Genomic DNA, 14,891 nt, shown 5'->3' with positions numbered 1-14,891 from the left:
GGTCACCCTGCACCGCAAGGAGTACGGAGCAAGGTCAGGTTTCGGGTGCCACCTTCGTGGCGGTGATCGTGTACGTGGCGGCGAGACGTTCCGGCGCTTCGGCGAGCTGCCATTCGCCGGCGCCGATCTCGACCATCTGGCCGGGCATCGCGTTCCAGGGGACGCTCTGGTGTTCGGTGAACAAGTCGAGGCGCAGGCCCGCCTTGAGCAGCGCGGTGACGATCTCGCCGAGACCGTGGTTCCACTCGTGCGTGACCGTCGCGTTGAACTCGCGCTCGGTCTCGACGTAGGTGCCGCCGTCGTCGAACACGAGTGGCTCGGGCATCTCGAAGTACGGGAATTCGAGCGCTGGGCCGGTGAACTCTCCGTCCGCGAGGGTGCGCTGACCGGTGGCTGGGTTGTCGCCCAGCGCCCACAGCATCGGGTGTCCCTCGCGGATGAACAGTCGTCCGCCTGGTCGCAGCAGCTCAGCCACCACGGCGGCCCACCGTTCGACGCTCGGCAGCCAGCACAACGCGCCGATGCCGGTATAGACGAGGTCGAACTGCTGTCGTTCGAGCGCGGCCGGAGCGTCGTAGACATCGGACTGAACGAACCGGATGTCGCGGTGCCCGGCGCGCTCGGTGATGCTGCGCGCCTGCTCGAGCGACGCCGTCGAGAAGTCGAGCCCCGTGACGGACGCTGCCCCGAGACGCGCCAACGAGAGCGTGTCCGTGCCGATGTGGCACTGCAGGTGTACGACGTCGAGGCCCGCGATCGAGCCGAGACGAGGTCGGTCGAACTCGACGACGCCACTGAGGGCGTCAGGGTTGTCGACGAAGCGCTGGACGGCGTAGTCGGGGCTCGAAGCGTGCGCGGCGGCGCGCTCGTCCCAGTTGGCCTGATTGTGCGAGCGGGAGTTCTCCCACGTCGCGTCGGCGCTGGGAGAACTCGTGGTGAAGGAGTTCATGGATGAGAGTCTGACGCAGGTGCTCCCGGTGCGCGACCGAATATCCGACGATGTTGCCTCGGAAACGCGGCACGGGTGCCGCGGTCACCGCTCATCATCGAGAAATTGGAGGAAACCTCCAAAGACGCCCGTCCGACGTTGGCGGTTCTTCGGATGATCCGGCCACACCGCGTGGGATTTCATGGAAGCGACCGCTGCCCCGATCAGGAAGAGACAGACGATGACGACGCTTCGTGGCATCACCTTCCCCGCGCCCGACACCGCGGAGAGCGCTGACGCCGAGCGCCCCACCACCCCGACCGTTCGGGGCATCGTCACCGACGCCGTCCGCGGCAGCGACGCGGCCCTCGCCGCACGCGTGGAGGGCGCGAAGAACTGGCGCGAGGCCTACCTCGCCGCGGTTCGCGACCTCACGATGACGACGGCCTCCACGCCGCAGGCCGCTGTCGACATCGCCCGCGCGGGGCTCGACTCCGCCTACCGCCGCATGCGCGTCGTCGGGGACGACGGCCACGAAACACCACTCGCCGAGTGGGCCTTCGACGACGCCGTCGAAGCGGCTCACGGCACGTACGAGGACCGCACGATCGACGGTCGCAAGCCTCGGGTCGAGGCGTTGGCGGTGCCCTACAAGGGACGCGATCTCACGGGCCACGACCTCGAGCGTCAACTCGACACGTGGGTGGCCAAGGGCGTCATCGAGGCCTCGTGCGCCGAAGCGGTCAAGCGCGTCATCAACCACCCGGAATGGCTGAGCCTGCCCGGTCACGTCCTCGCGAGCGTCGGCGCGGGCGCCGAGATGGGCCCCACCGACATGCTGTCGCGCTGGGGCGCACGCATCCTCGCCGTGGACATTCCGCGCGTCAGCGAGCGTCTCGCGAAGTTCGCCGAGGCCGGGGCTGGCAGCATCACCCTGCCCGTCAGGGACGGCGAGGCGGGTGCCGACATCGTGGCCGACCCGGCCGGTGTTGCAGCCTGGTTCGCCGACAACGCCTGCGACGACACGATCGTCTTTGGCATGCACGCCTACGCCGACTCGGGCATGCACATCCGCCTCACGCTGGCGGCCGACGCCATCGGCCAGTACCTGCAACGCATGCGCCCCACCACGGTCCTCGCGTACCTCGCCACTCCGACGGACGCCTTCGTCGTGCCGCAGGAGATCGTCGACGCCTCGCGGGGACGCTGGCAGCGTCACGGCAGTCGCGGCGTCGCGAAGAAGGGGCTACGACTGGCCTCGCGGGGCCAGCTGTTCAGCGAGCCCTACCCCAAGCACTCGCACGTGGCCGACTGCCTCGTCGCGCAGCAGGGCCCGAACTACGCCGTCGCGAAGCGACTGCAGCGCTGGCGTGCTGTGGCGGCGGAGGCCGACGGCAAGCGCGTGTCGTTCAACGTCGCCCCGGCCACGCTCACGCGATCGGTGACGAAGAACCCCGTCCTGCGCGCGGCGTACGGCGGCGCCCACCACTTCGGCGTCGAGGTCTTCGCGCCCGAGACGAGCCGCGCCCTCATGGCTGCGCTGCTCGTGCACGACGTCATGCGCGATGACCTGGCGCCCGGCGAGGCGCCGCACCGCGACCACCCGGAGGCACTCTTCAGCGACGGCGCCGCTCACGGCGGGCTGTGGCGGACGGCGTGGGCCCCGCGTTCCGCGCTCGGCGTGGCCGCCGTGCTCGGCCTGCCCGAGGTCGTGCGCCGCTGACACACGCACCGTCTTCGAGCATCTCGGCCCGACGACGCGCACACGTTTTCCGTTGATCACCTCACGACGTGCAACCCAAACCTTGATCGAGCGTCCTACCCCTGTCAGGACTGTCGATCAGCTTTGGAGTTCGTGTGGCGACCTTCGTTCTTCGTCGTGCCCTCGTGCGCACTTTCGCTCCGGTGAACCTCGTCTCGTCCAGCACCCGCACGGCGACTGCAACGGGTGCCGCGAGCCGCACCCCTGAGCGCCCGTTCGTCCCGTCGCTGGCGAGTGAATGGATCGGTGAACAGGCCGAGCACGTGCGCGTGCCGGTGGAGATCGTCGCCATCACCGACATGGGTCATCGAATTCAGCGTTATCTCGTCCGCCAAATCGGCACTCACAATTTGCTTGAATGGTCATCAGCCCGCCGCTACGGATTCCGCGTGGGCGATCGAGTGAAATTGTCCGGCCTCGTACAGGCCCACATCCGTCGTGACGATGTCTGCATCACGTCGCTCCACGAGTGCTTCAACCCGCTGAGGATGACCTGATGTTCGGCCCCTTGACCCTCTCCCGCGTCTCCGCGCAACGTCGCGGCGCGGCCCGCGACGACCGGTTCGCCGGGGTCGCTGCCGGCCCGGCTGAGCAGGATTCCACCCGCACGACGTCGTCGGGCTATCTCGGCGAGGTCGGCGAGCCCTTCGAGATCGTCGTACGCGTTGCCGGCACCACCCCCCGCCACGCGCAGGACGGCCCGGACATCGTGCGCCACTGCTTCCGCACCGTCGACTCGGGTCTCGCCCTGTGCTGCCCGCTGCCGAACACCCAGCACCTCCGCCTCGGCAGCGTCGTTCGCGTGCGCGGCTCGGTGACGGGGCAGCGCACCCAGGGCATCAACGACGTCACGGAGATCAGCGCCGAGTCGATCGAACGCATGGGCTGAAGCCTGCACGCCTCACCTCGTCGGCGCCCTTCGCGATTCGTCGTGGAGGGCGCCTCGTGCGTCATCGTCAGCCACGCGCGCCGGGTGTGTTGTCCTCACCGCGAACGGACGGGGCGTTGTCCTCGCCGCGCGCCGTGGGGGCGTTGTCCTCACCGTGCTTCGCGGTGACCGGGTGGCTCACAGCGTTGGCCGCCCCCGCGGAGAGTGCGACGAAGGATCCGGCGACGAGCATCGAAGCAGCCGCTGCGGTGAGTCGTTTCATGGTCTCTCCTCGAAGAAAGCCGCCACCGTGGTGCGCCGGTGTCCGGGAACGGAGTCTGACCTTCTCACCTCGACGGGAGTGAAATCGAGCGTGCATCGAAAAGTGAACCGACAATTTTTCGCGGTCCTGCTTTCCGGACCGTCACCACCTGAACAACACGGCCGAACACCGCGATCCGTCCCAAATTGGACACCTTGGGCTCACGCTTCAGACCGTCGTCAGCTTCCCCCGATCCACCTGACGTTCGGTGGCACTGCGATCCGCCGCTCGAACGGCGAGGTAGGCCGCGAACGCGCACCCGATGCCAAGGAGGCCACCGAACACGATGTCGCTGAAGTGGTGCATGCCGCGGTAGAGACGTGCGGCGCCCACGCCGAACGGAAAGAGGACGCACAGCGTCTGCACGGTGCGTCGCAGAGCCGAGTTCTCGATACGCGTCGCGAGCATCGCGAGTGACCAGAACAGCGCGAACGACGCGGCCGTGTGGCCGCTGGGAAAGCTGGAGGTCGGCGGCGCGTTGTCGAGCCGACCGACCTCGGGGCGCGGTCGGCCGACGAGGTGCGTCACGGGCACGAAGACGCTCGCTTCGAGACTGATGGCGAGCAGCGGCACGACGCTCAGCCACCACTTCCGCGTCAGCGCGAGAAGAGCGAGCCCGATGACGATCGCTCCGCCGATCGTGAACCAGGTGTCGTTGATCGTCGAGACGACCTTCGTCACGGTGTTGAGCACACCGTCACGCTCGGCGGCCACCTTCTGCGAGATGCGCTCTTCGGACGGCACCTCGTGGAACACCGTCATGAGGGCCTTGCCGATACCGAACAAGAGCCCGAACATCACGGGCGCAGGAAGAACGGCGCGAAGCAGTACCGATCGCAGCACCTCGCGGACGGTGGGCCGAGCGGCGCACGTGTTCGCAATGGGCCGATTAGCCATCACACCGGCTCCTTCGTCGCTCGCGGCCGGTGACTGAAGCCGAGGAACGAGGCCACCGACAACCCGCACCCCAGCAGAACGCCGGCCGTCACGTCACTCGGGTAATGGACGCCGAGGAAAACACGGTCGAGGGCCGTGAGCACGGCGATGACGGCGGCGCCCGCGACGAGAAGGGCACGCAGCGCGAGCGCCCTTTCGCGCACGAGGGGCCAGATCATGATGAGGCTCGTCGTGAGCATCATGGCGACGTTGAACTCGTGCCCGCTGGGGAAGCTGTAGCCCGGCGCGTGGGCGACGGGATCGTCGATGAGTGGCCGCGCGCGCTCGACGAGGAGCTTCGCCTGGAGGCCGAGGTTCCAGCCGACGAGCATCGTCACGACACCCCAGATGGTGCGCCCGCGAAGACGCCGGTGCCACGTCCACAGCGCAATCGGCACGGCCGCGATGTAGACCCGCATCGGGTGGAGTCACCACTGCCACGCCTCGAGCGCCGGGAGGAAACCCCACTCGCGCGTGACGTTCGTGGCTGCGAGGACGGCGCGTTGGTCGGCGTCGACGATGGGCGACCAGTGACGTGTGACCAGCACGGCTAGGACGACAACGGGCAGACAGAGCACTGCGGCTGCGAGGGCACCGCGCACGAGGCGGGGCAGGACGACGCGAACGAACCACGCGCCCGACGTTGCTGGGGACACGCCGTCAGAGTACGCGTGGCGTCCGGCACCGCCGCGGCGCTCGGCGATGACGACCACCCACGATTCGGGCAGATTCGTCCACAGGAACCCCACAGCGCCACCCAGTGACCGGCAAAGAGAGGGCCGGGAGTTTGGTCTCGTCACGGTCGCACTCGGCGGCCGTCGAACGGACCAAGGATCAGCGATGACGACGACCACCCCAGCGCGGTTGCTGCGGCGCTCACGCAGCGACACCGCGCCTCATGACAAACACCCGACGGGCGGCGCGTCACGCACGGACGCCGTCACGGGCCAGACCTCGAGCCGTGGGCGCGCGGCCACTCTCCTGCGCGGCAGGCAGGACGACCCAACCTGGGCGCGTCCCGCGCTCTTCGCGCTGCTCGCGTTCGCTGCGTTCGTCTACCTGTGGGATCTGACGAACTCCGGCTACGCCAACGAGTTCTACGCCGCCGCAGTGAAGTCGGCGACCCAGGACGCGAAGGCCTGGCTCTTCGGGTCGCTCGATGCGAGCAACGCCATCACGGTCGACAAGCCCCCGGCCTCGCTGTGGGTCATGGGTCTGTCTGCTCGGATCTTCGGGTTTTCGAGCTTCTCCCTCCTCCTGCCGCAGGCGCTCATGGGCGTCGGCACGGTGGCGCTGACCTACGGCGCGGTGCGTCGGTGGTCGGGGCACGCGGCCGGGCTGTTCGCCGGTCTCCTCGTCACCCTGACGCCGGTTGCGGCGCTCATGTTCCGCTTCGACAACCCCGACGCGATGCTCGTTCTCCTCATGACGGCGGCCGCCTACGCGGTGGTGCGCGCTGTGGAAACCACACGCGGACGCGTGGCTCTGCGATGGATGCTCGGAGCCGGTCTGCTCATCGGCTTCGCGTTCCTCACCAAGATGCTCCAGGGCCTGCTCGTGCTGCCCGGCCTCGGCCTGGCCTACCTCGTCGCGGCCCGGTTCTCGCTCAAGCAGCGCCTCGCGCACCTCGTCGTGGGTCTCGTCGGCGTCGTCGTCGGAGCTGGCTGGCTCGTCGCACTCGTCTCGCTGTGGCCGGCGTCGGCACGCCCCTACATCGGCGGCTCGACGAACAACTCGCTGTGGGAGCTCGCCCTCGGCTACAACGGCCTCGGCCGCATCCTCGGCGGCGCGGGCAACGGCGGCGGAGGTGGTGGCGGAGGCGGCTTCGGTGGCACCGCAGGCCTCCTGCGCATGTTCAACAGCCAGTTCGCCGGTGAAATCTCGTGGCTGCTTCCGGCCGCTCTCCTGCTGCTCGTCGCCGGTTTCGTCGCTCGAGGACGGGCGCCGCGCACCGACCGTGTTCGCGCATCGCTCATCCTCTGGGGCGGCTGGCTCGTCGTCACGGCGCTGTGCCTGTCGTTCATGCAGGGCACCGTCCACTCGTACTACGCGGTGGCACTCGCTCCGGCGATCGCGGCGTGCGTCGCCGTCGGTGGCCGTGAGGCGTGGGCCCGACGCGACTCGTTGGTGTGGCGGCTCGTCATCGCCGCGGCTGTCGTCGTGACGGCGGCCTGGAGCTTCCAGGTGCTGTCGACGAACGCTGCGTCGTGGATGCCGTGGATGAAGTGGGTGTCGCTGGTACTCGCCGTCATCGGGACGCTGACGTTCGTGGTCGCCGGTGCTCGCCCTGCGCGAGTGCGTCGTTTCGCGACGATCGGACTCGTCATCGGCGTGCTCGGTGGCCTGGGCGGAACGACGGCGTACACGCTCGCGACGATCACGCAGGGTCACACCGGCTCGATGCCGGCGTCAGGCCCGGCCGTGGCCGGCGGGGCAAGTGGCGGCCCCATGGGTGGTGGCCCGTCGGCTGGCCAGGCCGGCACTCGACCGAGCGGTCAGCAAGGCACCCAGCAGAACGCCCAACAGGGCGGCACGTCAGGCGGGTCGTCGTCGTCATCGTCGGCGCAAGCACCCACCGGAACGCCGCCGAGCGGGCAGCCGCCGACGGGAACGCCGCCGTCCGGCAGCCCCGGTGGATCGGCACCAAACGGTGCCGCACCGGGAGCGTCCGGCACGAACGGCCAGTCGTCGTCAGGTTCGACGAACTCCCCCGGGAGCGGGTCCGCGTCGTCGGGCGGTGCAACGTCGGGATCGGCAACGTTCGGTTCGATGCAGGCTGCTCCCGGCGGCCAGGGCAGCGCGACGAGCAACACGGCCCTCAGCGCCAAGCTCGACGCGACGACATCCACGTGGTCCGCTGCGGTCATCGGTGACCAGAGTGCGGCCGGGTACATCCTCGCCTCCGACACCGCGGTGATGTCGATCGGTGGCTGGAGCGGCAGCGACAACAACGTCACGCTCGCGCAGTTCCAGGAGTACGTGAAGAACGGCGACATCACGTACTTCATCGCCGGAGGCGGCATGGGCGGTGGCCAGGGTGGCAACGGGTCGGCCGCGCAGATCACGGCCTGGGTCAAGGCGCACTACACGGCGACGACCGTCGGTGGCGTGACGATCTACGACCTGACGAAGGCGACGTCGTAAGCCTCTCCCCCGATCTGGGTACGTTGTGTGGATCTGGCCGCGAGATATCGCGGCCAGATCCACACAAGTGCACCGGCTGCGGCTGGTAGCCGCCGAGCCTCATGACCCGAACCGATCTGCCGGAATCGTGAGCCGCCAACACCCACAACGGTGTTCGTCAGCGTGCAAGATAGGTCGGCCCCCGAAAGGCGTTCGTGAAAGTCGCGACGGGGCGGCATGTCAGGGTTGCTCTACCGCTGCGTACGCGACAGTGTGAGTGACACGCATCACGGGGTGAGAGGACACATCATGGCTGCGACGGACGCTGCGCAAGCCGAGGCGCACGAGCCGAAGACCGAGCTCAAGCGGGTCCTCAGCCCGAAGCTGCTGCTTCTGTTCATCGTCGGCGACATTCTCGGCGCAGGCATCTACGCCGTCACCGGCGACATTGCGGGCGAAGTGGGCGGCATGGCGTGGCTGCCGTTCCTCATCGCGTTCACCGTCGCCACCCTGACGGCGTTCAGCTACCTCGAACTCGTGACGAAGTACCCGCAAGCCGCCGGCGCTGCTCTCTATACGCACAAGGCGTTCGGCATCCACTTCCTCACGTTCATCGTGGCGTTCACCGTCGTCTGCTCGGGCATCACGAGCGCTGCGACGTCGTCGAACCTGCTCGCCGCGAACCTCCTCACCGGTCTCGGCGTCGGCGGTGACGACGGCCCGGGCGCCCTCGGCACGATGCTCGTCGCCCTCGCGTTCATGGTGCTGCTCGCGCTCATCAACCTGCGTGGCGTCGGCGAGAGCGTGAAGTTCAACGTCGTGCTCACCGTCGTCGAGTTGTTCGCACTGGCCGTCGTCATCGGCATCGGCTTCTACGCCATGGCCACGAAGGGCGCCGACTTCAGCCAGCTCACGACGTTCGAGTCGTCCTCGGACCGCAACATGTTCGCCGCGACGACCGTCGCCACCGCCATCGCGTTCTTCTCGATGGTGGGCTTCGAGGACTCGGTCAACATGGTCGAGGAGACGGAGAACCCGCGTCAGGTCTTCCCGCGCATCATGCTCACGGGTCTCGGCATCGCCGTGCTCATCTACATGCTAGTCGCCGTGTCGGTCGTGCTCGTGCTGCCGATCAAGGACATCCAGAACTTCGACGGCGAGACCGGCATCCTGCTCGAGGTCGTCAAGACCGGCATGCCCGGCTTCCCCGTCGACGCGGTCTTCCCGTTCCTCACGGTGTTCGCCGTCGCCAACACCGCACTCATCAACATGATGATGGCGAGCCGCCTCATCTACGGCCTGGCGAAGCAGGAAGTGCTCCCGCCAGCACTCGGCAAGGTGTCGCGCCGCCAGTCGCCCTACGCGGCCGTGTTCTTCACGACGGCGCTCGCCCTGGCGCTCATCATCTACGTGTCGATGCAGAAGGGCACGCCGGTCGTCGGCGCACTCGGCGGCACGACGGGTCTGCTGCTGCTCATCGTGTTCACCATCGTCAACATCGCGTGCCTCGTGCTGCGCCGGGAGAAGGCACACCCCAAGGCCTTCCGTGCACCTACCGTCATCCCGATCCTCGGTGCGGTGCTGTGCGCCTTCCTCGCCGGCCCGTGGGCGCGCGACCCGGAGAAGTACATCCAGTACAAGATCGGCGCGGCCCTGCTCGCCATCGGCGTCGTGCTGTCGCTGTTCACGTGGTTCGTCCACACGCGCCACCACGAGAAGACGCGCTTCAGCGACATCGAGAACCTCGAGGAGTAACCCCTCTCCCGACGACGGCGCCCGCCCGACCCTCACGGTCGAGCGGGCGCCGTCACGTCGCGAGGCGTTGATGCGTTTGTCAGAGGGGGACGGCGATCTGGTCGTCGTCGTGGGCCTTGGGGGCGCGTTTCATCGTCATCGGCAGCACCCCGGCGACGAGACACAGGCCGGCCGTGAGCAGCCACGCGGACGCGTACGAGCCAGCTCCCGAGCGCAGCGCGCCCGAGACGCTCGCGCCGATTCCGGCGCCGATCATGTGCGACGCGTAGATCCAGCCGAAGACGACGCCCGACGCGTGCAGCCCGAAGTGACGGCGACACAGCTCGACGGTGGGTGGCACCGTGGCCGTCCAGTCGAGGCCGTAGAAGACGACGAACGCCCACATGGGCATGTCGACGCTCGGGCCGAACAGGCCGTTGATGAACACGAGCGAGATGCCGCGCGTGACGTAGTCGATCGCGAGAAGAATGCGCGGGTCGTAGCGGTCGGTCAGCCAGCCGGAGGCGACCGTGCCGACGATGTCGAAGATCCCGATGATGCCGATGAGGGTGGCGGCCGTCGTCGGCGCCATCGAGTGGTCGTGTGCGGCCGGCGCGAGGTGTGTGACGACGATGCCGTTCGTCGACCAGCCGCACACGAAGAACGTCAGCATGAGCACCCAGAAGGCCCAGTGTCGAGCGGCACTGCGCAAGGCCGTCAGGGCCATCGATGCGGAAGCGGGGCCCTCGTCCTCGACATCCTGCGCACTCGCGGCACCGATGGCGCCGACCCCGACGTCGGCGGGCCGGTCGCGCAGGAACAGCGCGCAGAGCACCGCCATGACGAGGGAACACACCCCGGCGACCAATGACGCTGTGCGCCAACCGGGCCCGGCCGCAATCATGGCAATGACCGGCACGAAGAGCACCTGACCGGCGGCCGTGGCCGCCGAGAAGACGCCGGTGACGGTGCCCCGATGCGTGACGAACCAGCGGTTCGCGATGATCGTGCCGAACGTCAGCGCCATCGAGCCCGTGCCGAGGCCGATGAAGACGCCCCACAGCAGCCACAGCTGCCACGGCTCACCGACGAGAGTGACGGCCGCGCTGGCCAACCCGACGATGACGAGCGACCACGTGACCGTGCGGCGCACGCCCCACGCCTGCATCAGGGCTGCGGTGAACGGGGCAGCGATGCCGTAGAGCACGAGGTTGAGGCTCGCGGCGCCCGACGTCACGTCGCGCGACCACCCCGTCGAGTGCTCGATCGGTTCCATGAGCACACCGGTCGTCGAACGGAAGGCCGACGCGGGGAGCAGCGCACCCGCCGTCACGCACGCGACTCCCCAGGCGGGATGGCGGCTGGCGGTACTCGCGGGCGGCTCCTCGTGCGGGTGGCGAGTCCTCGATGCTACGAACTCCTGACGAACCGACCTACCGCACTTCCACCCCTCGGTCCACGCCCAGCGCTGCGCCGCCGTGATGACGCTGCCCGCCTGTTCGGGTGGGCAGCAGGGCCGATGAGGTTTCTAGCGTGGAGTCATGACTTACCGTCACCTCTTCAGCTCGGAACACCGTCACACCTTCACCGCCTTCGGCGCTGGCGCCCTCACGGCGGCAGGTCTGGGCCTTGCCAAGAAGGTCACCGCGATCATGAAGACCGGCAAGGGGCATTCGGCCAAGCACCGCGCCCTCGACTTCGCGTCGGCGACCGCGCAGCCGAAGTACCCGCTCGACGCGATGAGTACCTACCTCAACGGTTTCCACTTCTACGCCGACGACATGGGCCGTCAGGTCGAGGCGACGCACTTCTGCACCCACCTGCGTCACGACCTGCATCAGTGCGTCATCTACGACAGCAACGCCGCGGACGCTCGCCTCATCGGCATCGAATACATCATCAGCGCAGAGAAATTCGCGACGCTGCCCGAGGACGAGAAGAAGCTGTGGCACAGCCACCACTACGAGGTGAAGTCGGGGATGCTCGTGGCGCCGGGCATTCCGGATCTCGCGGAGCGTTCCTACTTCGAAGATCTCGTCTCGACGTACGGCAAGACGTTCCACACGTGGCAGTACGACAAAGCCGACTTCCCGTTCGGCATCCCGCAACTCATGATGGGCTTCACCGACGACGGACAGGCCGACGAGAACGCCACGCGCGAACGCGACGAGCGCCTCGGCGTCTCCACGCCCGACAAGCGACGCGACCGCGCCGACATCCCGATGCCCGACGTCGACCCCGCCGCGAACTCGTGGCAGAGCGGACGCTCGGTGCAGACAACGCTCGAGGATGTCGACTTCACGCGCTGAGGAAGGCGGGACGTTGCCGATAAGGGCGGGTGCTTTGACTGCAGGCGCTCCTCGTCCCGCGGGAGCAGATGCTGTCGGTGCGAGCCGCTTAACGTCCCGTGTGTCGAACCCGCTCCCCTCGGCGGCTTGAGGTGAGCGTTCCCGAGTCACACAGGCTCGTCGCTCCAGGGCACCGCGTCGAGAATCGCGTTAGCTGCCTCCGGCGTCAGGACGGCCGACCAGACAACTTCACCCGGACCAGGCGCCAGGTCCGCTATCCCCGCAGGCTCCGGACCCCAGTCGTCCCCGGACACACCCGGGAGGGCCGACATCATGACCGCGAGCCTCTTCGGGTCGTAAACCTGTCTCGCAATGAAGGCAACGAATTGCTCTCCGCGATCCGCGCGGATCAGGACACCCATTGCGAAGGCATCGAAGTGTGCCATGACGATCTTCCCGCTGCGCAAGCTGCGCGCAGCGCACTGCATCATGACCGTCCGATAGGCGCGCTGCTCGGCTACGGCGCGCTCGGCAATGATTCTGCGTCGATCCCATTCCTGGGGCAGAAGCGAATCGGTGTTGATCCTGTCCTTCTTCGCTTCGCTCCAGACGCACCGGCACTCGGACTCGATTCTGGTGTAAAAGTCGCGACGCGCGCCGTCTTCCCGCCACCCAGCGGCCCCAAGCCACCACCGCGAGGATTCGTTCACGCTTCGCGTCCACCCAGCGGCATCATCGAGTCGTGCGTTCTCGTGTAGGTCCGCGTCGGTGAGGCGGGTGGCGACGCCGCGCCACCGCCCGCGCTTCACCTTGAACCAGACTCGGTCTTTGAGCACCCCGATGCGGGTGGCTCGGCCAGCAAGCATGCGGGCCGGAAGCGACTGTGCTTCCTCGACGAGCTCGTGGGCCAGCAGATGCAGGGGAGCGTCCAACTTCGGGATCTCGATCTCGAGCGAGTCGAGGCAACGTCGGGTGGGACGTACACCTGAATGATCATCAGCCTGCATAGCGAGAGACTAGCGAGTCCTCACATGTCAGTCGGGCAATCCACCCAGATCGTCGAGCTCCTGCGCAGAGAAGCCGCTGAGGGCCGAAACGGCGGCAGCGTCCGAACCGTTGATCTCGCGAAGAATGTTCTGCACGGAGGCGTTGATCTCGTCACGGTGGCGATCGATGTATTCCTGCACAGCAACCTCGACGACATCCTTCTTGGACGTCGAGAGGAAGTGCGCTGCGTGAGAGATGAGCGCGTCCGTCGAAGAGGACACCTTGATAGGCGCAACGGCAGGCATGAAGAGCGTCCTTTCGTGAGTTCTTGGTACCAAAGTACCATAGCGGTGAAGTTGCCTATCGCCCCGGCTCGGGGCGCGTAGGCAACGCGCCGTGTCGGGATGGGCTCGCCGCCTCTTCGCCTGACGCGTCTCGGAGCCGCTACACCGCAGCCGGGGACGAGGCGCGCTTTCGGACGATCCCCGGCACGTCGGCGCGCAGAAAACCTCGTCGCCTAACCCGGCCGCGCCCCCGTAGCGTGAGGGAGAGCGCTCAGGCGCTCCCAGACCCGCCCGTACCCGTCCTGCTGGAGGCGCGATGTCGACCTGGTGGCACGACCACAACGCCTACTGGCGCGCTCATCCCGACGAATCAACCGAGAATCCATGCTTTCCCGATCATCTGGTGAGCCTGCTCGATGCCGTGGAGGCCTGCTTCGTGGCAGCGGGCGGCTCCTCGGCTTGGCCGGACCCACACGCAGACCCCAGCTCGCCGGGCGGCTGCAGCGCTCCCACCGACGACGAGTACAGCCGCCTCACCCACCCCGAGCGCTACGTCATCCTCGAGGTTCGCGTGCGGGCCTGGATGGACGCCCTCGCCCAACTCGGTCTCGCTCACGTGGCACCACACGGAGCTGGACCACTGCCGACTCAGGGGCAGGCAACAACACCCTGTGCCTCCGCCGACGAGAGTCGCCCTCGCGCCGCGGATGCCGGCCTCGATGGACGCGATGGACTCGGCCAACACGACCATCTCGTCGAACCGAGCCCAGTGGGTGAGCGTGGCGAAGGTGGCCCGGCGTGGCCGAATTGTCCGCGACAACCGTCGGTGGTGTGGATGGCCATCCCGCACGAGAACGCGCCGACCCTACGCGTAGCGGCGTGGCCCCTGGACGAACTCGGCACTCAGGTCGAGGTGGGTTTGAGCGACCCGATCGTCATCATCGATCGTGTGCCCGATTGCCCCTGCGACGCATGCGATGACGGTTCGGCTGATCTCTTGGAAGGTCTCGACCGGACGTTGCTGTCGATCGTCGACGGCTCGATCGAGGTCGTCGCGACCGGAGGTGTCCGGCGCGAGCGCAGCGCATGGGACGGCTCATCGGGAAGCGACTGGCTCGGTCAGGGTGACTACGCCGTCCGAGGAGCCTCATGGTTTCCCGGTCGTGAACCCCTGCCGCTCATCACGCCGATGACGTGATGACGTTCGGGCGACGCCCAGGCCCCGCTGTGGCTGACCCTGACGACAACCCGACGCGGCGGTCGCCCAGTTCCGGTCAGGCTTGCGGCGTCGATTCTGCGGCTTCGTATCGCTCCGGCTGTTCGAGGCACAGGCAGAAGGGATGCCCGTCCGGGTCGGCGTACACACGAAAATCGGCGTGGGCACTCTCGTCCTCGAGGAACGTCGCACCCAGGCTGAGCGCATGCGCGTGCGCCGCCTCGTATTCAGGCACGTGGAAATCCACGTGCGCCTGCTGCGGCACGGTGTTGGCCGGCCAGGTCGGAGCCACGTAGTCGGGCGACAACTGAAACGAGAGTCGCTGACCGGTGGGGTACTGCGTCTCGACCCAGTCGTCGCTGCGGTACGTGACGCGCCCGCCTGCGAGGTTGCAGTAGAACGCGGCGAGACGCTCAGGGTCAGGCGTGTCGATGGCGACGGAA

General features: G+C 67.8%; 16 protein-coding genes. 7 read left to right on the top strand and 9 right to left on the bottom strand.

All coding sequences use genetic code 11. The features are described 5' to 3' along the window. Nucleotides 1-34: 34 nt before the first annotated feature. Nucleotides 35-949 carry a bifunctional 2-polyprenyl-6-hydroxyphenol methylase/3-demethylubiquinol 3-O-methyltransferase UbiG gene (locus K9D12_RS10185; RefSeq protein WP_223060141.1) on the bottom strand — a complete coding sequence of 305 codons (915 nt, stop codon included), beginning with the start codon at nucleotides 947-949 and terminating at the stop codon, nucleotides 35-37. Nucleotides 950-1,169: 220 nt separating this feature from the next. Here K9D12_RS10185 and K9D12_RS10180 point away from each other — a divergent pair, with 220 nt between their 5' ends. The 3 genes from K9D12_RS10180 to K9D12_RS10170 all read left to right on the top strand — a co-directional run bounded on the left by K9D12_RS10180 (nucleotide 1,170) and on the right by K9D12_RS10170 (nucleotide 3,579). Then, nucleotides 1,170-2,651 (top strand): hypothetical protein, encoded by a 1,482-nt coding sequence (locus K9D12_RS10180; RefSeq protein WP_223060140.1) that lies wholly within the window; start codon nucleotides 1,170-1,172, stop codon nucleotides 2,649-2,651. Nucleotides 2,652-2,785: 134 nt separating this feature from the next. Then, nucleotides 2,786-3,187: a hypothetical protein gene (locus K9D12_RS10175; RefSeq protein WP_223060139.1), complete on the top strand. Its 402-nt coding sequence runs from the start codon at nucleotides 2,786-2,788 to the stop codon at nucleotides 3,185-3,187. Continuing rightward, nucleotides 3,187-3,579, top strand: coding sequence for a hypothetical protein (locus tag K9D12_RS10170; protein WP_047310763.1), 393 nt, complete (start codon nucleotides 3,187-3,189; stop codon nucleotides 3,577-3,579). The genes K9D12_RS10175 and K9D12_RS10170 overlap by 1 nt, the downstream gene beginning before the upstream one ends. A gap of 67 nt (nucleotides 3,580-3,646) precedes the next feature. Here K9D12_RS10170 and K9D12_RS10165 read toward each other — a convergent pair whose 3' ends face one another. The 4 genes from K9D12_RS10165 to K9D12_RS10150 form a co-directional block, all read right to left on the bottom strand. Then, entirely contained in the window at nucleotides 3,647-3,841 is a 195-nt protein-coding gene (locus K9D12_RS10165; protein ID WP_223060138.1) for a hypothetical protein, read from the bottom strand. Between the two features lie 207 nt (nucleotides 3,842-4,048). Continuing rightward, entirely contained in the window at nucleotides 4,049-4,777 is a 729-nt protein-coding gene (locus tag K9D12_RS10160) for a phosphatase PAP2 family protein (protein ID WP_223060137.1), read from the bottom strand. After that, on the bottom strand, nucleotides 4,777-5,235 hold the full coding sequence (locus K9D12_RS10155) for a phosphatase PAP2 family protein (RefSeq protein ID WP_223060136.1): 459 nt from the start codon (nucleotides 5,233-5,235) through the stop codon (nucleotides 4,777-4,779). The genes K9D12_RS10160 and K9D12_RS10155 overlap by 1 nt, the downstream gene beginning before the upstream one ends. A 9-nt stretch (nucleotides 5,236-5,244) precedes the next feature. After that, the gene (locus K9D12_RS10150; protein ID WP_223060135.1) at nucleotides 5,245-5,472 is read right to left on the bottom strand and encodes a hypothetical protein; all 228 of its coding nucleotides are present in this window, start codon (nucleotides 5,470-5,472) and stop codon (nucleotides 5,245-5,247) included. A gap of 184 nt (nucleotides 5,473-5,656) precedes the next feature. Here K9D12_RS10150 and K9D12_RS10145 point away from each other — a divergent pair, with 184 nt between their 5' ends. Both K9D12_RS10145 and K9D12_RS10140 read left to right on the top strand, forming a co-directional pair. After that, nucleotides 5,657-7,960 carry a glycosyltransferase family 39 protein gene (locus K9D12_RS10145; protein WP_223060134.1) on the top strand — a complete coding sequence of 768 codons (2,304 nt, stop codon included), beginning with the start codon at nucleotides 5,657-5,659 and terminating at the stop codon, nucleotides 7,958-7,960. Nucleotides 7,961-8,248: 288 nt separating this feature from the next. Beyond that, nucleotides 8,249-9,694 carry an APC family permease gene (locus tag K9D12_RS10140; protein ID WP_047310766.1) on the top strand — a complete coding sequence of 482 codons (1,446 nt, stop codon included), beginning with the start codon at nucleotides 8,249-8,251 and terminating at the stop codon, nucleotides 9,692-9,694. 79 nt (nucleotides 9,695-9,773) lie between these two features. Here K9D12_RS10140 and K9D12_RS10135 read toward each other — a convergent pair whose 3' ends face one another. Continuing rightward, nucleotides 9,774-11,006, bottom strand: a complete 1,233-nt coding sequence (locus K9D12_RS10135; RefSeq protein ID WP_047310767.1) for an MFS transporter — start codon at nucleotides 11,004-11,006, stop codon at nucleotides 9,774-9,776. Nucleotides 11,007-11,214: 208 nt separating this feature from the next. Between K9D12_RS10135 and K9D12_RS10130 the strand changes: the two genes are divergently transcribed. Continuing rightward, complete coding sequence (locus K9D12_RS10130) at nucleotides 11,215-11,982, top strand: OBAP family protein (RefSeq protein WP_047310768.1); 768 nt, start codon at nucleotides 11,215-11,217, stop codon at nucleotides 11,980-11,982. Between the two features lie 146 nt (nucleotides 11,983-12,128). Here the strand turns inward: K9D12_RS10130 and K9D12_RS10125 are convergent, their stop codons facing one another. Then, nucleotides 12,129-12,968, bottom strand: a complete 840-nt coding sequence (locus K9D12_RS10125) for a hypothetical protein (RefSeq protein WP_047310769.1) — start codon at nucleotides 12,966-12,968, stop codon at nucleotides 12,129-12,131. Between the two features lie 27 nt (nucleotides 12,969-12,995). Further along, the gene (locus K9D12_RS10120; protein ID WP_047310770.1) at nucleotides 12,996-13,253 is read right to left on the bottom strand and encodes a hypothetical protein; all 258 of its coding nucleotides are present in this window, start codon (nucleotides 13,251-13,253) and stop codon (nucleotides 12,996-12,998) included. Between the two features lie 382 nt (nucleotides 13,254-13,635). On the opposite strand from K9D12_RS10120, the gene K9D12_RS10115 reads away from it, so the two are divergent. Further along, the gene (locus K9D12_RS10115; protein ID WP_156170143.1) at nucleotides 13,636-14,430 is read left to right on the top strand and encodes a DUF6226 family protein; all 795 of its coding nucleotides are present in this window, start codon (nucleotides 13,636-13,638) and stop codon (nucleotides 14,428-14,430) included. Between the two features lie 76 nt (nucleotides 14,431-14,506). Here the strand turns inward: K9D12_RS10115 and K9D12_RS10110 are convergent. Then, nucleotides 14,507-14,891: VOC family protein (locus K9D12_RS10110; RefSeq protein ID WP_129666037.1), on the bottom strand; the 385-nt coding region annotated here is incomplete at its 5' end.

The organism is Dermacoccus sp. Tok2021 (assembly GCF_019895135.1).
In the GTDB taxonomy this organism is placed as follows: domain Bacteria; phylum Actinomycetota; class Actinomycetes; order Actinomycetales; family Dermatophilaceae; genus Dermacoccus; species Dermacoccus abyssi.
This window is presented reverse-complemented; position numbering and strand designations above follow the sequence as displayed.